The organism is Rhodobacter sp. P2_H5 (assembly GCF_056403335.1).
Window position 1 is genome coordinate 109,542 of the sequence record NZ_JBFUFS010000009.1, and the last position, 18,507, is coordinate 128,048.

At 65.5% G+C, this 18,507-nt stretch carries 19 protein-coding genes; 3 read left to right on the forward strand and 16 right to left on the reverse strand.

The genetic code is table 11. The features are described from left to right. Nucleotides 1-34: 34 nt before the first annotated feature. Nucleotides 35-568, reverse strand: coding sequence for a hypothetical protein (locus tag AC1DVR_RS13970; RefSeq protein ID WP_478001194.1), 534 nt, complete (start codon nt 566-568; stop codon nt 35-37). Nucleotides 569-760: 192 nt separating this feature from the next. Here AC1DVR_RS13970 and AC1DVR_RS13975 point away from each other — a divergent pair, with 192 nt between their 5' ends. The 3 genes from AC1DVR_RS13975 to AC1DVR_RS13985 all read left to right on the forward strand — a co-directional run bounded on the left by AC1DVR_RS13975 (nt 761) and on the right by AC1DVR_RS13985 (nt 2,628). Next, nucleotides 761-1,459 carry a corrinoid protein gene (locus tag AC1DVR_RS13975; protein ID WP_478001195.1) on the forward strand — a complete coding sequence of 233 codons (699 nt, stop codon included), beginning with the start codon at nt 761-763 and terminating at the stop codon, nt 1,457-1,459. A gap of 105 nt (nt 1,460-1,564) precedes the next feature. Beyond that, complete coding sequence (locus AC1DVR_RS13980; RefSeq protein WP_478001196.1) at nt 1,565-2,236, forward strand: DUF1638 domain-containing protein; 672 nt, start codon at nt 1,565-1,567, stop codon at nt 2,234-2,236. Then, entirely contained in the window at nt 2,233-2,628 is a 396-nt protein-coding gene (locus tag AC1DVR_RS13985) for a DUF4440 domain-containing protein (protein ID WP_478001197.1), read from the forward strand. The genes AC1DVR_RS13980 and AC1DVR_RS13985 overlap by 4 nt, the downstream gene beginning before the upstream one ends. On the opposite strand, the gene recN is transcribed toward AC1DVR_RS13985, so the two are convergent. From recN to AC1DVR_RS14060, 15 genes are all read right to left on the reverse strand, one after another. Then, the gene (gene recN / locus AC1DVR_RS13990) at nt 2,614-4,257 is read right to left on the reverse strand and encodes a DNA repair protein RecN (protein ID WP_478001198.1); all 1,644 of its coding nucleotides are present in this window, start codon (nt 4,255-4,257) and stop codon (nt 2,614-2,616) included. The two genes, AC1DVR_RS13985 and recN, sit on opposite strands and share 15 nt — an antisense overlap. 21 nt (nt 4,258-4,278) lie before the next feature. Beyond that, nucleotides 4,279-5,121, reverse strand: a complete 843-nt coding sequence (locus AC1DVR_RS13995) for an outer membrane protein assembly factor BamD (protein WP_478001199.1) — start codon at nt 5,119-5,121, stop codon at nt 4,279-4,281. A 120-nt stretch (nt 5,122-5,241) separates the two neighbouring features. After that, nucleotides 5,242-6,162 carry a UDP-3-O-acyl-N-acetylglucosamine deacetylase gene (gene lpxC / locus AC1DVR_RS14000; RefSeq protein ID WP_478001200.1) on the reverse strand — a complete coding sequence of 307 codons (921 nt, stop codon included), beginning with the start codon at nt 6,160-6,162 and terminating at the stop codon, nt 5,242-5,244. A 214-nt stretch (nt 6,163-6,376) separates the two neighbouring features. Beyond that, complete coding sequence (gene ftsZ / locus AC1DVR_RS14005) at nt 6,377-7,990, reverse strand: cell division protein FtsZ (RefSeq protein WP_478001201.1); 1,614 nt, start codon at nt 7,988-7,990, stop codon at nt 6,377-6,379. 234 nt (nt 7,991-8,224) lie between these two features. Further along, nucleotides 8,225-9,559: a cell division protein FtsA gene (gene ftsA / locus AC1DVR_RS14010; protein WP_478001202.1), complete on the reverse strand. Its 1,335-nt coding sequence runs from the start codon at nt 9,557-9,559 to the stop codon at nt 8,225-8,227. Then, nucleotides 9,556-10,446: a cell division protein FtsQ/DivIB gene (locus AC1DVR_RS14015; protein WP_478001203.1), complete on the reverse strand. Its 891-nt coding sequence runs from the start codon at nt 10,444-10,446 to the stop codon at nt 9,556-9,558. Before AC1DVR_RS14015 ends, ftsA begins: the two co-directional genes overlap by 4 nt. Continuing rightward, the gene (locus AC1DVR_RS14020) at nt 10,434-11,354 is read right to left on the reverse strand and encodes a D-alanine--D-alanine ligase (protein ID WP_478001204.1); all 921 of its coding nucleotides are present in this window, start codon (nt 11,352-11,354) and stop codon (nt 10,434-10,436) included. The genes AC1DVR_RS14015 and AC1DVR_RS14020 overlap by 13 nt, the downstream gene beginning before the upstream one ends. Before the next feature lie 35 nt (nt 11,355-11,389). Continuing rightward, complete coding sequence (gene murB, locus AC1DVR_RS14025) at nt 11,390-12,316, reverse strand: UDP-N-acetylmuramate dehydrogenase (protein ID WP_478001205.1); 927 nt, start codon at nt 12,314-12,316, stop codon at nt 11,390-11,392. Nucleotides 12,317-12,463: 147 nt separating this feature from the next. After that, nucleotides 12,464-12,709: a DUF2484 family protein gene (locus tag AC1DVR_RS14030; RefSeq protein WP_478001206.1), complete on the reverse strand. Its 246-nt coding sequence runs from the start codon at nt 12,707-12,709 to the stop codon at nt 12,464-12,466. Between the two features lie 3 nt (nt 12,710-12,712). Further along, nucleotides 12,713-13,000, reverse strand: a complete 288-nt coding sequence (locus AC1DVR_RS14035; RefSeq protein ID WP_478001207.1) for a DUF2484 family protein — start codon at nt 12,998-13,000, stop codon at nt 12,713-12,715. 343 nt (nt 13,001-13,343) lie between these two features. Continuing rightward, the gene (murC, locus tag AC1DVR_RS14040) at nt 13,344-14,744 is read right to left on the reverse strand and encodes a UDP-N-acetylmuramate--L-alanine ligase (protein ID WP_478001208.1); all 1,401 of its coding nucleotides are present in this window, start codon (nt 14,742-14,744) and stop codon (nt 13,344-13,346) included. Further along, nucleotides 14,741-15,850 (reverse strand): UDP-N-acetylglucosamine--N-acetylmuramyl-(pentapeptide) pyrophosphoryl-undecaprenol N-acetylglucosamine transferase, encoded by a 1,110-nt coding sequence (locus AC1DVR_RS14045; RefSeq protein WP_478001209.1) that lies wholly within the window; start codon nt 15,848-15,850, stop codon nt 14,741-14,743. Before AC1DVR_RS14045 ends, murC begins: the two co-directional genes overlap by 4 nt. Before the next feature lies 1 nt (nt 15,851). Next, nucleotides 15,852-17,015: a peptidoglycan glycosyltransferase FtsW gene (locus tag AC1DVR_RS14050; RefSeq protein WP_478001210.1), complete on the reverse strand. Its 1,164-nt coding sequence runs from the start codon at nt 17,013-17,015 to the stop codon at nt 15,852-15,854. Between the two features lie 381 nt (nt 17,016-17,396). Next, complete coding sequence (locus tag AC1DVR_RS14055; RefSeq protein WP_478001211.1) at nt 17,397-17,864, reverse strand: GFA family protein; 468 nt, start codon at nt 17,862-17,864, stop codon at nt 17,397-17,399. A 27-nt stretch (nt 17,865-17,891) separates the two neighbouring features. Continuing rightward, a complete protein-coding gene (locus AC1DVR_RS14060; RefSeq protein WP_478001212.1) occupies nt 17,892-18,503 on the reverse strand; it encodes a class I SAM-dependent DNA methyltransferase in 612 nt (203 codons plus the stop codon). Nucleotides 18,504-18,507 lie beyond the last annotated feature (4 nt).

Here is an 18,507-nt window from a genome sequence, read left to right on the forward strand (position 1 = left end):
ACCATAGAACATTACAGGAACACTTTCCAGCCCCTCACCGAGCGCGGCGACACACCCGTGTCAGTTCTGGCATCTTGCTGCCGGGCACGACCTGAAACTCATAGAGAAGGATCACCGTGCGGCCCCTCAGGATCGACATCTGATAATGTCCGGTCGGCAATCCCTTTCCGGGGTCCGGCCTTCTGCCGAACCAGAAACGCCCGTTCTGAGCGACAATGAGAGGCCAGCGGTCCGGCGCGATGAAATCCTCGACGCGGGCTTGCTGCAGCGTGAGCCTCTCACCCGCGACATAGGATTTGAGCTGAACGATAATTCCGATCGACACATCGGGCGCAGAGGGGACCGTGTCCCCTAGATGCACGAAATCATAAGGTCGAACGTGGACCCCGACTTCCCCGTCACTGGTGTCTGGTGCGCGCTCTTTACCGTCATTCGGATAGTTGCAAAACAATCCGGCCTTGAACTTCAGGGGAGCGCCCTGATGGATCACATCCGCTTGCACACCTGTCACAGCCAAACAGGCCAAAATGGCCGAACCAGCAAGACCCAAAGCCAATCTTTTCTTCATCACGACCTATACCCCTCAACCCTGAAACCGCCGGTGAGCCTAGACTTTGCCCCCTCACAGCGTCAAGGCAACGCACATAAATGTCGCAACTGCGCTCTTGCTGTCGGCTTTCATCCGGGGCATGTCGCTAAAGGAAAAGTGGTGCGCCGGCTTTGGCCCCATTGACGTCTAAACGCCCAGAGGAGCCTCAGTATGGCCGACGATGACGAAATCATCCTGTCTGAACTGTCCGATGATGAACTTGTCTTGCAGATGCACGACGACCTCTATGACGGGCTGAAGGAAGAGATCGAGGAGGGTGTCAACATCCTCATCGCGCGTGGGTGGGCGCCCTATGACGCCCTGACCAAGGCGCTGGTCGCCGGCATGACCATCGTCGGCGCCGACTTCCGCGATGGCATTCTCTTCGTGCCGGAAGTGCTGCTGGCCGCCAATGCGATGAAGGGCGGCATGGCCATCCTGAAGCCGCTGCTGATCGCCACCGGCGCCCCGCGCATGGGCAAGATGGTCATCGGCACCGTCAAGGGCGACATCCATGACATCGGCAAGAACCTTGTCGGCATGATGATGGAAGGCGCTGGTTTCGAGGTCAAAGACCTTGGCATCAACAACTCGGTCGAGAAGTACCTCGAGGCGCTGGAAACCGAAAAGCCTGATATCCTTGGCATGTCGGCCCTGCTGACGACCACGATGCCCTACATGAAAGTCGTGATCGACACGATGAAGGAAAAGGGCATGCGCGATGACTATATCGTGCTGGTCGGCGGCGCGCCCCTGAACGAGGAATTCTCCAAGGCCATCGGCGCCGACGCCTATTGCCGCGACGCTGCCGTGGCCGTGGAAACCGCCAAGGCCTATGTCGCCCGCAAGCACAACCGCCCGAACGTCTGATCGGACGGCAATGGCTGCCATGACCCCGGGCCTTCGCGCCCGGGGTTTTGTTTTGCCGCTTGGCTTTTTGCGGCCCGGCCCCCATCTTGGGCCAAAGAGGATCCGATGGCCGACCTGCCCCCCCAGAACGATGACGTGACCCTGCCCGATGATGGCACCTTGACCGAGGCTGGCCTCGCCGCCCGCCATCAGGGCCGCATCCTGCTGATCGCCTGCGGGGCGCTGGCGCATGAGGTGCTGGCGCTGATCAAGGCCAATGGCTGGAGCCATATGGATCTGCAGTGCCTGCCGGCGAAACTCCACCTCTACCCCGAGAAAATCACCGATGAGGTCGCCCGCGTGGTGGCCGAAAGCCGGGGCGCCTATGCCACGATCTTCGTGCTTTACGCCGATTGCGGCACCGGCGGGCTATTGCAGCAAAAGTGCAAGGAACTTGGCGTGGAGATGCTGGAGGGCCCGCATTGCTATTCGTTTTTTGAAGGCAATGCGACCTTCGCCGCCCATCCTGACGAGTTCACCGCCTTCTATCTGACCGATTTTCTGGTCCGCCAGTTCGATGCTTTCGTCTGGAAACCGATGGGCCTCGACCGCCATCCGCAGCTGCGCGACATGTATTTCGGCAATTACACCAAGCTGGTCTATCAGGCGCAGATCAACGACCCCGCGCTTGATGCCAAGGCCGAGGACTGCGCCCGCCGGCTCGGCCTCGCCTATGAGCGGCGCTTTACCGGCTATGGCGACCTTGCCAGAGCCATGGGACAGATGGCCAAGGCATGAGCCCGCCGCCGGTGACGCCCGAGGATTTCGCCAAGGCCTTCGCGGCCGCCTTTGGCCGTCAGGATGCTCCGGCGCTGGCCGCCATGCTGGTCGAGGATGCCGATGTGCTGACACTGACCGGCGCCATGGTCGAAAGCGCGAAAGAGGCGCAGGCGGCCTTTGCCGGCGAATTCGCCGGGATCTTTGCCGCGGCCCGCTTGGTGACCGGCAAGCTGCGGATTCGCCCCCTTGGGCCGGGCGGGGCGGTGCTGACGCAAAGGTTCGTCGTCAGCGGCGCGCTGGACGACCGGGGGCGCGAGTTGCCGCGCTTTGGCGCTCAGCTGACCGCCGTGCTGATCGCCCGCTCGGAAGGCTGGCGTGCGGTCAACCTGATTTTCTCAGCCACCACTTAGCAGGGCGCGGGCGGCGGCGCGGGCGGCCTCGGTGATGGTATCGCCGGCCAGCATGCGGGCGATCTCCTCGATCCGGGCGTCATCGCCGAGGGGCACGACGGTCGAAAGCGTCATATCCTCCACCACCCGCTTTTCCACCCGCCAGTGATGCGCGCCAAGGGCCGCCACTTGCGGCGAGTGGGTCACGACCAGCACCTGCGCACCGGAGGCCAGCTGCGCCAGCCTGCGGCCCACGGCATCGGCGGTGGCTCCGCCAACGCCCCGGTCGATCTCGTCAAAGATCAGGGTCAGGCCGGGGGTCTGCCCGGTCAGGCAGACCTTCAGCGCCAGCAGGAACCGGCTGAGCTCGCCGCCCGAGGCGATGCGGTTCAAGGGCCCCGCCGGCGCGCCCGGGTTGGTGGCGACGGTGAAGGTCACCTCGTCCTGGCCTTCCGGACCGGGGAGGCTTTCGGTAAATTCGGTGCGGAAGACGGCACGTTCCATCTTCAGGGGGGCCAGTTCGGCGGCCATCGCGGCATCCAGCTTGGCCCCTGCGGCGCGGCGGGCCTGCGACATCGCCTCGGCCCGGCGGGTGTAATCTGCCTCAGCTAGGGCTGCGGCCTGTTTCAGCTTGATCAGGCCGCGCTCGCCGCCGTCCAGCGCCTCAAGCCTTGCGCGCAGGATGCCCGCATGGGGGCCAAGGTCATCGGGCAGGACGCCGTATTTGCGGGCCAGGGCGCGGATCGCGAAGAGCCGCTCTTCCAGCTTTTCCAGCGCCGCATCGTCAAAGTTCAGCGCGGCAAGGCAGCTTTCCACCCCGGCCTGCGCCTCGGACAGTTCCAGCATTGCGCGTTCCAGCGCGGCCAGGGGCGCATCGAGACGGCCCTCAGCCTTGTCGGCGGTGCCGTTCAGCCAGCGCAAAGCATCCTGCATGGCAGGATCGGCGCCCTGTTCCAGCACGGTGTAAGCGCGGGAGATATCCTCGCGGATGCGGGCGGCGGCCTGCATCTGGCGGCGCGCGGTGTCCAGTGTGGCCTCTTCACCAGCCTGCGGGTCCAGCTTGTTCAACTCGGCCACGGCATGGCGCAGGAAATCTTCTTCCGAGCGGATCGCGGCCAGCCGCGCCTCCGCCTCGGCCAGAAGGCGCAGGGCATCGGCCCGGGCGCGCCAGGCGAGGCGCAGGCCCGACAGGTCAAGGCCCGCGAAACTGTCCAGCAAAAGCCGGTGGCCGCGCGGGTTCAACAGGCCGCGGTCGTCGTGCTGGCCATGCAGTTCGACCAGCGTGTCCGACAGATCGCGCAGCACCTCGCCCGAAGCGCGGCGGTCGTTGACATAGGCTGTCTTGCGGCCATCGGCGGAATTGGTGCGGCGCAGGATGAGCTCGTCGCCGACCTCTAGCCCGGCAGCCTCCAGCACGGCGCGGGCGGCATGGCCGGGGGGCAGGTCGAAGACGGCGGAGACCTCGCCCTGCGCGGCCCCGGCGCGGACCAGATCCGCCCTGCCCCGCCAGCCGAGGACAAAGCCCAGAGCGTCCAGCAGAATCGACTTGCCCGCCCCGGTCTCGCCGGTCAGCACATTGAGGCCGGGCTGAAAGTTCAGCTCCAGCCGGTCAATGATCAGCACATCCCGGATATCAAGCGAGCGTAGCATGGCCGTCCGCGGTCGGGTGCGTCACAACCACTCGCCCTTGATGGTCTGGCGGTAGATCGTCGAAAGCCAGCTGGTGCCCTTGGCCTCCGGCGCCAGACCCTGCTTTTTCAGCTGGGCAAAGGCGTCGAGGTAGAAGGGGCTCGATTCGTAGTTGTAACCCAGAATCGCCCCGGCGGTCTGCGCCTCGTCGGTCAGGCCAAGCGCCAGGTAGCATTCGACCAGACGCTCCAGTGCCTCGGCGGTCTGGCTGGTGGTCTGGTAATCCTGCACCACGGTGCGGAAGCGGTTGATCGCGGCGGAGTAATGGCGCTGCTTGAGGTAGAAGCGCCCGATCTCCATCTCCTTGGCGGCCAGATGGTCGAAGGCGAGGTCGAACTTCAGCATCGCCGATTTGGCATATTCGCTGTTGGGATATTGCTCGATCACCACGCGCAAGGCCTGCAGTGCCTGGAAGGTCAGGCCCTGATCGCGGCCCACGGCGTCGATCTGGTCATAGTAGGACAGCGCCAGCAGGTAATGCGCATAGGCGATATCCTCACCCGCCGGATAGGTGTCGATATAGCGCTGTGCCGCCACACGTGATTCTTCATAGTTGCGCGATTTGTGCAGGGTGAAGGCCTGCATGATCAGCGCGCGCTTGGCCCATTCGGTATAGGGGTAAAGCCGCTCGACATCCTGGAAATAGACCAGCGAGTCCTTCGGACCCTTGGAGACCAGAACATTCTCGCCCTTCTTGTAAAGCTGTTCTGCGGTGTAGCTCTCGATCGGGGCTTCCGGCGCCTTGCCGCTACCACAGCCCACAAGAAGGCCCATCATCAGCGCCATGCCAAGACCACGCGCCGCGCTCGCCCTTCCGACTGCCATCGTCTCGCCTATCCTCAACCCACCGCAGCCGGGCGTTACGATCGCCCGACCATCCTTGACGGCTGTCCTAGCACAGAAAAATCCGGGGCGCAAAACGGCTTTCACCGTTGTGCGGCCTGCTTATGCGCAAAGAGGCAGATCACCCCGGTGCACACCCACCCCCGGCAGCTTTCCGCCCGCCAGATCGTCGCAATCGTCGAAGGCAAAAGCCCCCGGAGTCGAGAAAAGCTTGTGCAGCAGACGGTTGGTCAGCGCATGACCGGCCCGTTTGCCGGTGTAACGCGCCAAAAGCGGCGCGCCGGCGAGGGAAAGGTCGCCCAAGGCGTCCAGCATCTTGTGGCGCACCGGCTCGTCCGCGTGGCGCAGACCGCCCGGCGTCAGCACCTGATCACCGTCAAACACCACCGCATTGTCCATCGTGCCGCCGAGGGCGAGGCCGCGGGCGCGCATCTCGTCCACATCGGACTTGCGGCAGAAGGTGCGGGAATCACTCAGCTCGCGCACGAAGGCGCCGTTGGACATGTTCAGACGGCGGGCCTGCTTGCCGATGGCGGCATCGGTGAAGTCGATGCTGAAGTCGATCTCCAGCATTTCGGCCGGCTCCAGCCGGGCCACGGCCTCGCCCTCACGGACCTCAACCGCCTTCAGCACCCGGATCGCGCGCGACGGGGCATTCTGCGCTTGCACACCCTTGGCCAGCAGCGCCGCGACGAAGGGCGCGGCCGATCCGTCAAGGATCGGCACTTCCGGCCCGTCGATGTCGATCAGCGCGTTGTTGATCGCAAGCCCGGCCAGCGCCGCCATGATATGTTCGATCGTCGAGACCGAGGCCCCGTCGTCATTGGCGACCAGCGTGCAGAGCTTGGAAGGCACCACCGTGTCCCAGCGCGCCGCGATCAGCACATCGCCGTCAACCAGATCAGTGCGGCGGAAAGAGATGCCGTGATCAACCGGGGCCGGACGCACGGTCATGCGCACGGGCTTGCCCGTGTGCAGGCCGAAGCCCTTGAAGGTCACCGCGGATTTGACGGTATTTTGCACCTTAACCTCGATCGCTCTACAGCTTGTGTCCAAGAGGGAATGCCCCTCTATTCCTTGCTGTCAAATTTAGGTTGCACACGCAGCAATCTCAACTCACTCTTTGTGACGGAGTGTAACAGCCAAAATTCCCGCATAATGCATTGAATTGAAATGGAAAAAGCCCAAGGCACGCCTTGGGCTTTAACGCTTTGTTACAGAAGAGTCCGCAACCGCTTCAGTTGGCCTGACGGCGCAGGAAGGCGGGAATCTCCATGCGGTCCTGGTCGGCCGAAGGCTCGGGCTCGTCATCATAGGCGGTGACGGGCGGCTGCGAGCGGCTCGGCTGAAGCGCCTCGGCCTGGCTGCCGGCCATCCGGTTGATCAGGCTGCCGATGCCAAAGCGCGGGCGATCGGCGGGCTTGGCCGCGGGCTTTTGCGCCGGAGCGGCGTTGCGCGCCATCTGCGGTGCGGCCGGAGCCTTGCTGACGGCGGCCTGCAGACGGGCCATGGCTTCCGGCGAGGGCGAGCCCATCGGACGCGGACGCGGGGCAATGAAGTTGGCCGCATCGGCATCGCGCGGGGCCGGAGCGGGCGCCGGGCGGTATTCCGCGGCGGGTTGCGGGCGATAGGCCGGCGCCGGCATTTCGTCCTCTTCCGCTTCATAAGCCGGTTCAGCTTCGTAGTGCTGCTGCACCGGAGCGGCCATGACCGGGGCGGGCTGTTGCGCCACCGGCTGGGTCAGCGGCATCGGCGCCTCGCGACGGATTTCGGCGCGCGGCTCGGCCCGGGGTTCGACACGCTGCTCAGGCTGCGACATCGGCTGCGGCTTCAGCGGCTCGTGCATCGGACGGCGGGTGATCGGCGTTTCGGCCTTGGCGGTCTTGATGTCGATGCCGGTGGCAACGACCGAGACGCGCAGCACGCCTTCCATCGTGGTGTCGAGAGTCGAACCCACGATGATATTGGCGTCCGGATCGACCTTTTCGCGGATGATATTGGCCGCTTCGTCCAGTTCGAACAGGGTCAGGTCATAGCCGCCGGTGATGTTGATCAGAACACCCTTGGCGCCATTGAGGCTGATTTCGTCGAGCAGCGGATTGGCAATCGCCTTCTCCGCCGCCTGAACCGCACGATCGTCGCCCGAGGCTTCGCCGGTGCCCATCATCGCCTTGCCCATCTCGTCCATCACGGCGCGGACGTCGGCGAAGTCGAGGTTGATCAGGCCGGGGCGCACCATGAGGTCGGTCACACCCTTGACGCCCTGATACAGCACGTCATCGGCCATCGCGAAGGCTTCGGTGAAGGTGGTGCGTTCGTTGGCCAGCCGGAACAGGTTCTGGTTCGGGATCACGATCAGGGTATCGACGACCTTCTGCAGGGCCTCGATGCCATCTTCGGCCTGCTTCATCCGCTTGTTGCCCTCGAACTGGAAGGGCTTGGTGACGACGCCGACGGTCAGCACACCCAGCTCCCGCGCAGCCTGCGCGATGATCGGCGCAGCGCCCGTGCCCGTGCCGCCACCCATCCCGGCGGTGATGAAGCACATATGCGCGCCGGCCAGATGGTCGACGATCTGCTCGATCGATTCTTCTGCCGCCGAGGCCCCGACCGAGGGACGGGCGCCAGCGCCCAGACCTTCGGTCACTTTCAGACCCATCTGGATCTTGTTGCCCGCGCGGCTTTGCTGCAACGCCTGCGCATCGGTGTTGGCGACGACGAACTCGACGCCCTCGAGGTTCTTGTCGATCATGTTATTGACCGCATTGCCCCCGGCGCCACCGACGCCGAAAACCGTGATGCGCGGCTTAAGTTCTTCGCGCTCCGCATTGACTGTCAGGTTCAAAGCCATTTTACGTCCCGCCGTTTCTTGTTGTGGAGCAGCGGCCCCGCGCTGCTTTTTATCGTTAAGTATCACGCCCGGCCCCTGCATTTTGCCCCAAGCACCGAAGCAGAACCCGACTTATCCCCGATTCTACCCACAGTGCGCGTCAAGGTCACGAAAAAATATCAACTTACCCACAAAATATGGGGATTTCTGCCGGTTTGGACCCGGCATCTCGACCGAAGGGCTGGATCTTGGGGTTTACCAGTTGTCTTTGAACCATTTGAGGGCCCTTTTCAGCGACCGCGCCGGGTAGCGTTCGGCGGGAATGTCGAAATCCCACCATTCGTCCTGCGGATGCGCCGCGAAAAGGCACAGGCCCACGGTCGAGGCGAAGGTCGGCCCGGTCGCCGCCTGCGGCAGGCCCTGCACGCGCAGGGGCCGCCCCATGCGGACGCGCTGGCCGAGGATGCGGCTCGCCAGCCCGTCAAGCCCGGGGATCTGGCTTGCGCCGCCGGTCAGGACGATCTGCTGGCTGGGCAGGCTTTCAAAGCCCGCCGCGATCAGGCGTTCGGCGACCTGTTCCAGGATCTCTTCGACCCGCGGCCGGATGATGCCAATCAGTTCGGTGCGCGAAACCTGACGGCGGTCCTTGTCCCAGTCGCCCGAGTCGCCGCCGATCTCGATCATCTCGCGGTCATCCATGCCGGTAGCGTGCACGCCGCCATGCTTGGTCTTGATCCGCTCGGCCACCGCGGTCGGCACATGCAGGCACTGCGCGATATCCGAGGTGACGTGATCGCCGCCCAGACGCACCGAATCCGAAAAGATCATGTGCTTCTTCATGAAGATCGAAATGCCGGTCGACCCGCCGCCCATGTCGATGCAGGCCGCCCCCAGCTCGCGCTCGTCTTCGACCAGCGAGGCGATGCCCGAAGCATAAGAAGACGAGGCGATCCCGGCCAGGTCGAGGTCGCAGCGCTTGATGCAATAAAGCAAGTTCTGCACCACGGCGGCATCCACCGTCAAAAGGTGCATGTCGCAGGCCAGCCGGTTGCCGATCTGCTCGCGCGGGTCGCCAAGGCCGGTGCGGTGGTCGAGGGCGAAGTTGACCGGCTGGGCGTGGATCACCTCGCGCCCCTCGCCGATATCGGGCAGATCGCAAGCCGAAAGCACGCGGGCCACGTCGTTTTCCTTCACGACCGTGTCCTGCAGCTCGATCTCGCCCGCCAGCCCATAGCTGCGCGGCTCGCCGCCCGAGAAGCAGGCGATGACATGGTCAACCCGCACGTTGGCCATCTTCTGCGCTGCCTGCACGGCGGTGCGGATGGCGCGCTCGGTCTCGTTCATCGCCGAAATCTCGCCAAAGCGGACGCCGCGCGATTTGGTGGTGGCGGCGCCAATCACCCGGAAGTTCGACTGGCCCGCCATCGAGCCCACGCCATCCGGCTCCACCCCCTCTTCGAACCCGTCGAAGCGCAGGATGAGGCAGGCGATTTTCGAGGTGCCCACATCCAGAATCGCGATCACCCCCCGTTGCAGGGCGGCTTTACGCATGTTCCGCATGGCGCGCTGAGACTGGTAAAGATCGGTCATGTCTTTGACTCCGGGGGAATTTTGAGGCCTTGGGACTGACGCAGCGCCAAAAGCGCCTGCGGGGTAAGGCGAAGGACGGGGCGCAGGGGATTGCGCAAATCGACGGAAACAATGTCACGGGCCAGAATATGTTCGGCCTGATCGAGGGCGATCAGCCGCTCCACCGCGGCCACCGGGCCATCGGCCGGCAGATAGATGCGCTGGTCGCGGTCCAGAACGAGGTCCCAGCGCCGTTCCGAGACGCGGACGAGGCCGCGGATCCGGGCACCGAGCGGGCTTGCAGCTTGCAGAAGGGCGCGCGCCTCGACCACGGCGGCATCGGCGCCGTCCCCCGCCACCAGGGGAAGATCGGCCCGGTCGGCGCGGTCGGCAATGCCCGCGATCCGATGGCCATCGGCATCCAGCAGCATCAGCCCCTGCCCCGTGCGCCAGACCCAGGCCGGTTGGCGCTCGGTGATGGTGATCTGCAGGACATTGCCCGCCGCCAGCCGCACCACGGCACTCGCCACCGCATCCAGTTTTTGCGCATTGTCGCGGATCGCATCCAGATCAAGCGACAGCGAGGATTGCGGCAGGTTAAGGCCCAGCCGCGAACGGACGGCATCGGCCAGTTCCGGCGAGGCGCCGTCGATCGACAGAAGGTTGACCATGAACATCGGGCGTTCGGTCACTTCTTCCTTCACCGCCGTTGCCATATTGGCAAAGTTGTCGCGGCGGGTCGCATCCGACAGGTAAATCCCCATCGCCAGCACGACGAAGAACGCCGGCATCCCGACCCGCATCGTGACGCGGAACAAGGGCGTCAGCCACAGCCGCTGCATCCGGTAGGCCCAACGGGAGGGGGCCGGATCGCGGCGCATCGGAAGGGCGCGGCCTAACGATTGCATGAGGCATCCTCCACGATCCAGGCGCACAGTTCGGGGAAGGAGATGCCGCAGAAGGCCGCCTGTTCAGGGGCCAGCGAGGTCGGCGTCATGCCGGGCTGGGTGTTGGTCTCCAGCAGGATCAACCCGTCCAGGCCGCGCGCCTCGTCCCAGCGGAAATCGGTGCGGCTGAGGCCCCGGCAGCCGAGCGCACGGTGGGCGCGCAGGGCATAGTCGAGGCAAGCGACGGTGATGTCCTCCGGCACTTGCGCCGGTATCACATGGCGCGAGCCGCCGGTTTTGTATTTGGCATCATAGTCATACCAGCCCTCGGTGATGATATCGGTCACCGCAAGGGCCCGGTCGCCCAGGACCGCGCAGGTCAGTTCCCGCCCCGGGGCATAGGTCTCCACCATGACGACTTCGGGCATCGTCTCGGCCAGACGCGGGGCATTGGCGCCCTCGCGCACGATATAGACCCCGACGGAGGAGCCTTCGTTGTTGGGTTTGACCACATAGGGCGGCTTCAGAACGTGATCGCGGGCGACCTCGTCCCTTGAGGCCAGAACCGACTGGACCACCGGCAGACCCGCCGCCGCAAAGGCTTCCTTGGCGCGCGCCTTGTCCATCGCGATGGCCGAAGCCAGAACGCCGGAATGGGTATAGGGCACGCCCAACCATTCCAGCAGGCCCTGAACGCAGCCATCCTCGCCCCAACGGCCATGCAAGGCGTTGAAAACAACGGCAGGTTTGATCTCGGCCAGACGTGCGGCCAGGTCGTGGCCAGCGTCAAGCTCGACCACGTCATATCCCGCTACCCGCAAGGCTTTGGCACATTCATGCCCCGACGACAGCGAAACCTCCCGCTCTGCGGAAAGTCCACCCATCAGTACCGCCACGCGGGAGCCTGCGCCTGCAAGCTTGCCCACCATCACTGCCTCACCCGGACTTAAAGCCGGTTTTCTTGTTATTTTGCCGCCGGTTCGCCGACGCGCATGATTTCCCACTCTAGCGTGATCCCGCTGTTTGTGAAAACCCTTTTTCGCACTTCCTCGCCGAGATTTTCCAGATCGGCGGCGGTGGCACCCCCGGCGTTGATCAGAAAGTTGGAATGCATCGGCGACATCTGCGCCCCGCCGAGTTTTGCACCCCGCATCCCGGCGTCGTCGATGACCTTCCAGGCCTTGAGCTCATGGCTGTCATCGGCGCGGCCCGTCGAGGAATGGCCCACCGGGTTGCGGAAGGTGGAGCCGGCCGAGCGGTCCTTGGTCGGCTGCGAAGCGTCGCGCTTGGCAATCTGCTCCAACATCTTGGCCTCCAGCGCTGCCGGATCGCCAGATGTTGCGCGAAACACCGCCTGAACGATCACGGCCCCCTCAGGCAAGACCGACTGGCGATAGGCCAGATGCAGCGCCTCGGCCGGGAGAGTGACGACCTCTCCCGCCCTTGTGACGGCGCGGATTTCGACCAGATGGTCCTTCACATAGGAGCCATAACAGCCCGCATTCATCCGCACCGCCCCGCCGATCGAGCCGGGAATGGTGCGCAGGAAGGTCAGGTCCAACCCACCCTCCGCCGCGCGCCTTGCGACATGGGCATCAAGGGCAGCGGCGCCGGCCACCACCCTATCCCCTTGAATTTCAATGCTATTGAACCCACGCCCAAGCCGGATCACCACCGCCCTTATCCCGGCATCCCGCACGATCAGGTTCGACCCCACGCCCATCGGAAAAACCGCGATGGCGGGGTCGAGCGCGCCCAGAAAAGCGGCAAGATCCTGCTCATCGGCCGGCTGGAACAGATGGTCCGCCGGCCCGCCGACGCGAAGCCAGGTCAGATCGGCCAGGGAACGGTTCGGCGTGATCGCGCCGCGGGGGATGGGAAGAGTGCTCATGCCCGTTAGCTACAAGCCGCCGGGACACCGCGCAAGAGTCCGCGGGCCGGTGACGGGATCGGTCGGCGGAAGGCGGTTTTGGCGGTCTTGCCAGCGTCTTCCTTCTGTCTTCCTTTGGTCTCTACGCTTGGAAGATTGCGGGCCGGGTTACCGTGTCAAACCGCCGCTGACCCACTTCCACAGATAATAGAGCGGCCAGCGCAGGATGCTGCAGCCGGCGGCGAGGAAGGCGAGCGACCAGAACGCGCCCTGGGTCGCGGCGATCCAGATCAGGAGCGGCAGGCCGAGCGCCATCAGGGCATAGGCCGCGCGCCAGTGGTGGTCGCGGGTGGGCAGCATGGCTGTCAGGTTGGCGGCAATCAGCCACAGGAAGCCGAAGGTGAGGGGGAGCATGGCTCAGGCTTTACGGTGCAGTTCGGGGCGGTGCAGTTCGGGCGGGAGGGGCGGCAGCGGCAGGCGGAGGGCTTTGCGGGCGAAGTAGTTGAGCGGGCGGCGGAACATCGAGAGGAGCGCGAAAAGGCCGAGGGCGACCCATCCGAAGCCCTGGGTGAAGCCGATCCAGAACAGAAGCAGCGGGGCGGCGGCCAGCAGGGCCAGGCCGGGGATCATCTGGGCCCGCATGGGCAAGAGGGCGGTGATCGCGGCGGCGATGACCCAGAGGGCACCGAGAACAAGGGGGGTCATGGGGCCTCTTGGCGTTTGGGATGGTCCCCGCGGGACATTGGCCTGTTGATCGCCGGGGAAAGCGGCGCGCTTGGGGAAAGGCTGGGGTTTTTTGGCGGCAGCGCCGGAGAGGGGTGGGAATGCGCCCGTGGAAGGCGAGGGGATTGCACGCGTGCAAGGATGGGCAAATTGTTGTCAAATAAAGGAAAAGTGTTTCCTGTTAATCTTTCGTCAGGATTTTCCACGCCGGTGGGGCACGATTTTTCTGCGAAAAATCGAGTCTGGTGGTGTGGTCTTGCGCATGGGGCAGCCACGAATTTTCGTCGAAAATTCGGGAGCGAAATCTTCGCAGAAGATTTGTGGCTCAGGCCAGTTTCGCCGGCAGGGCATTGGCCCAGGCGGAAATCGAACCGGCGCCGAGGCAGACCACCAGATCGCCGGGCCTTGCCTGCTCCTTGACGAGGCGGGTCAGGTCGGCCTCGTCCAGCAAAGCCCGTGCATGGCGGTGGCCATGGGCGATCAGCCCTGCCACCAGATCATCGCGTGACGCACCCGGGATCGGGTCTTCACCCGCGGCGTAGACATCGGCGATGGCCACGACATCGGCCTCGTTGAAGCAGGTGCAGAACTCTTCGAACAGGTTGTGCAGGCGCGTGTAGCGGTGCGGCTGGTGGATCGCGATCACCCGCCCCTTTGTCGCCTGACGCGCGGCCTTCAGGACGGCGGCAATCTCGACCGGGTGATGGCCGTAATCGTCGATGATCGTGACGCCATTCACCTCGGCCACCTTGGTGAAGCGGCGGTTGACGCCTTCGAAGCTTGCCAGCGCCTCGCGGATCTCTTCGCGCTTCATGCCGAGGTGACGCGCCACCGCGATGGCCGACAGGGCGTTCGACACGTTGTGATCGCCGGGCATCGGCAGGGTGCAATTCTCGATCAGCGGCTTGCCCTCTTCGTTCTGCAACAGCACGTCGAAGGTGGTCTTGCCGGCCTCGTGCCGCAGGTTGATCGCCCGCACGTCGGCTTGCGCGTTGAAGCCGAAGGTCACGATGCGGCGGTCGGTGACGCGGCCGACAAGGGCCTGCACTTCCGGGTGGTCGGTGCAGCAGACCGCGAGCCCATAGAAGGGCACGTTGGAGACGAAATCGAAGAAACCCTTCCTGAGCGCATCGAAGGTGCCCCAATGCTCCATATGCTCGGGGTCGATGTTGGTCACGATGGCGATGGTGGCGGGCAGGCGGTTGAAGGAGCCGTCGCTCTCGTCGGCTTCGACCACCATCCATTCCCCTGCCCCGGCGCGGGCGTTGGAACCATAGGCGTGGATCACCCCGCCGTTGATCACGGTCGGATCAAACCCGCCCTTGTCCAGAAGCGTCGCCACCATGGTGGTCGTCGTGGTCTTGCCATGGGTGCCGGCAATCGCGACGTTGGATTTGAGCCGCATCAGTTCGGCCAGCATCTCGGCCCGGCGGACCACCGGCAGCTGGCGGCGGCGGGCTTCTTCCAGTTCCGGGTTGCCCTTCTTGATGGCGGAGGAGATCACCACGACGGCGGCCTCGCCGATATTCTCGGCCTTCTGGCCCTCGAAGAAGGTGGCGCCCAGCGTCACCAGACGGTCGGTGATCTTGGAGGCGCGGGCGTCGGAGCCTTGCACGGTATAGCCCAAGGTGATCAGCACTTCGGCGATGCCGGACATGCCGATGCCGCCCATGCCGACGAAGTGGATCGGCCCGAGTTCCATCGGCAGTTTGGTGGCGGCGTTCATGTTGCAGCTCCGGCTAGGGCTTCGACCAGAGAGGCGAGGCGGATTGTGGCGTCGGGACGGCCTTGCGCCAAAGCAGCGGCGGCCATCTGCTCGGCCTTTTCGGGCGCGGTCAGGATGGCCGCGATTTCGGCGCTCAGGCGGGCGGCGTCAAGGGTGTTTTCGGCGAGGGTGACGGCGGCATGGGCTTCGGTCAAGCCCTTGGCATTGGCGGATTGGTGGTCGCCAGTGGCGGCCGCATAGGGGATCAGGATCGACGGCCGCCCGATCACCGAAATATCGGCGATCGAGGAGGCGCCGGAGCGCGAGATCACGAGCTGCGCCTCGGACAGGCGGCGCGGGATGTCGGTGAAGAAGGGCGCGACCTCGGCGTCGATCTTGCCTTCGGCATAGGTGGCGACGACGCGGGCGTGGTCTTCGGCGCGGGCCTGGTGGGCGATGCGAAGGAGGGGTTTGAGCGTGTCGGGCAAGGCGGCGAGGGCCGCGGGCACGACATCGGAGAGAACGCGGGCGCCTTGGCTGCCGCCGATGACGACCAGGCTCATCGGGTAGTCGCCGGGCGGGATATAGGGGGCGCCGGCGCGGTCGAGCACCGATTGGCGGACCGGGTTGCCGACCGGCTCGCCCGCCACACCTTCGGGCAGGCGGGTCGGCCAGGTGCCGCAGGCGACCTTGTCGACGCGGGCGGCGAAGATCTGGTTGACCCGGCCGAGGACGCCGTTCTGTTCGTGGATCATCCGGGGCAATTTCAGGATCCAGGCGGCGGTCAGGGCGGGGATGGTCGGATAGCCGCCAAAGCCCACCACGACGGCGGGCCTTTCCCGGCTGAACTGCCAGAGGGCGGAAAGGACGCCGCCCGCGATCCGCAAGGGCACCAGCGCGCGCGACAGGATGCCGCCGCGCGCGAAGGTGGCGGAGGAGAGGACGACGCGCTGCACCGCCTCGGGGAAGCCTGACGCATAGCGCGCGCCGCGGGTGTCGGTCGAGAGGCGGACGCGCCAGCCCTTGGCGACCATCGCCTCGGCCAGGGCCTGGGCGGGGAACATATGCCCGCCGGTGCCGCCGGCTGCGATCAGCAGAAGCGGCGCCTTGGAGGACGAGGCGGCCACCTCAGCGGCCCCGCTTGAAGAGGTCGCTGATTTCCCCCTGCGGGCGGGTGCGGGTCAGGGCGAGAAGCATGCCGACGGTGATGCCGGCGGCGATGACGGAGGAGCCGCCGTAGGACACGAAGGGCAGCGTCATGCCCTTGGCGGGCAGCAGACGCACCGCCACGCCGACGTTGATCATGGCTTGCACGCCGAAGATGCAGGCGAGGCCCGTGCCGGCCAATCGGACGAAGGGGTCACGTTCGCGCGTCAGGCGGATCAGGCTGCGCATCACGATGGTGCAGTAAAGCCCGATGATGACGAGGACGAGGATCAACCCGTATTCCTCGGCTGCGACCGCGATGATGAAGTCGGTATGGGCGTCGGGCAGGGTCCATTTGACCTGGCCATTGCCGACACCGACGCCGAAGAAGCCGCCCTCCTGGATGGCGTTGGTGGCATAGCCGATCTGGCTGCGCGGGTCGACATCGGCGTTGAGATAGCCGTCGATCCGGCGAGCGAAGTGCTGCGAATGGTGGTAGGCGAAGTTGCCGGCGAAGATGATCAGGCCAAGGACGACCGCGATCAGGCTCATGCGGGCGCCGGCGACGAAATAGATCACGCCCCAGCCGAAGATGCAGAGCATGGTCTGGCCGAAGTCGGGCTGGGTGGCGAGAAAACCCACAATGACGACCAGAAGCCCGAAGGAGAACAGCTTGCCGGGCGGGCCGTTCAGCTCCATCGACGCCGCCATCAGCCAGGCTGAGACGATCATGAAGCCGGGTTTGAGGAACTCGGACGGCTGGAAGGAGACAAAGCCGAGGGAATACCAGCGGACGGCGCCCTTGCCGAAATCGGTGCCAAGGAAGGGCAGCGCCACCAGCGCGAGGAAGGCCACGGCAAAGCCCATCACCCCGGCGCGGCGGATCGCGTGGGGGGAGAGCATCGAGAAGCCCAGCATGGTGATCAGCGCCACCGCGCCGAAGGCGGCCTCGCGCTGGACATAGTAGAAGGGCGGCAGACCGTTGCGCGAGGCGAGCGGCACCGAGGCTGCAAGCCCCAGAAGCATGCCGATCCCGAAGAGGGCCAGGATGGCCGTCAGGGTCCATTTGTCGATGGTGGCCCACCAACGCGGAAGAACCGGCTCCCGCGCCCGTGAGGGCATCGAGCCGTAAACCATTTCTGTCATGGAGCGCCTGCTATGCCTGACTGCCGATATGTCCGGGTTGGCCCCGGATCAAGGGCAAGACTATCGCAAGACAGCCGGGCTGGCTAGCGGATTTCGGGGTTTCTCGCGGCCAAGATGGGCAGATTGCCCATCCTACGGGCGATTGACGCCGAAGCGGGGCGCCGGGGGCGGGCCTGCGCCTCCGGCGGGAGTATTTGGGCAAAGCGCAAATCGGGGGGATGTGGCGGGCGGGCCGGCGCGGCGCTGCGGCCTTGGGGCTGGCCGTGCGGGGGGATCAGGAGGATGGGCAGATTGCCCATCCTGCGGGCGACTGACGCCGAAGCGGGACGCCGGGGCGGGCCTGCGCCTCCGGCGGGAATATTGGGGCAAAGCGCAAAGGGATTACGGCGCGGCCTTGGCCAGGAGGGCGGCGCGGCGGGCGAGGCTGGTTGCGGGCCAGTATTGCTTGCGGTCGTAATATTCGGGCAGGACCGGGGTCGGCCCCGCCAGGTTCAGCCAGGCCTGCTTGGTCGTGGTGAAGATATGGATGTCGGGCGGGCAGGCGTCGGGATCGCTGAGGGTGCCGACGCGGACGAAGGCCATCAGGCGCCCGGCCCCGGCGTAATGGCTGAAAAGTGCCACTTTGCAGGTCGGGCAGCGCGCGATGATCTGGCCCTTGCCGGAGGCGGAGGGGGTGACGATCTCTTCCACCGTGCCGTCGATCTCGAGGTTCTCGGTCTCGATCATCGCGTTCAGGGCGAAGGCGGCTCCGGTCTCGCGCTGGCACCAGGTGCAATGGCAGCAATGGGTGAAGAGGGGGGCGGCGGTCAGGCGGTAGGTGACGGCGTTGCAGGTGCAGTGGCCTTGCATGGGCGATCTCCTTTCGGGAACGGGGGGTTACGGGTCTCGGCGGGCCAGCCAGACGCTATGGCCGGTTGTGTTGGGGTCTTCGGGGCGAAAGGCCTGGACGGTCAGGCCGCTGGTCGAAAGGAGCGCCCGGTAGTCGGCGGGGTCGAGGCTCGCGTGCCAGACCGGCTCGCCCGCGACGGCGCCCCAGCTTTCGCCCGCCCCGGGGCCGGTGGTGAAGAGGAGCCAGCCGCCCTGCCCCACCCTTGCGGCGATCTGCGGCAAGGCGCGGCGCTGGTCCGGGGCGGAGAGGTGGAAGAAGGAATCCCAGGCGATGACGGCATCAAAGCACGCGTCGGGCGGCAGGACGGCGGAAAGGGCGCGCATGTCGCCGTGCCGCCAGTTCCCCTCTGGCAGGTTCTGGCGGGCAAGGTTCAGCATTCGCGGCGACAGATCGACCCCGGTGACCTGATGGCCCTGGGCGAGGAAGGTGGCCGCGATCGGCCGCCCGGCGCCGCAGCCCAGATCGAGCACGGCGGCGCGGGCCGGCAGGGCGGCCATTATGCCGGTAATCCATGGCTTTTCGGCAAACTGCGGCGCACGCGCCGCGTCCCAGGCGGCTGCGGCGCGGTCATAGGCGGCTTGGGCGTCCCACGCAGCCACAGCC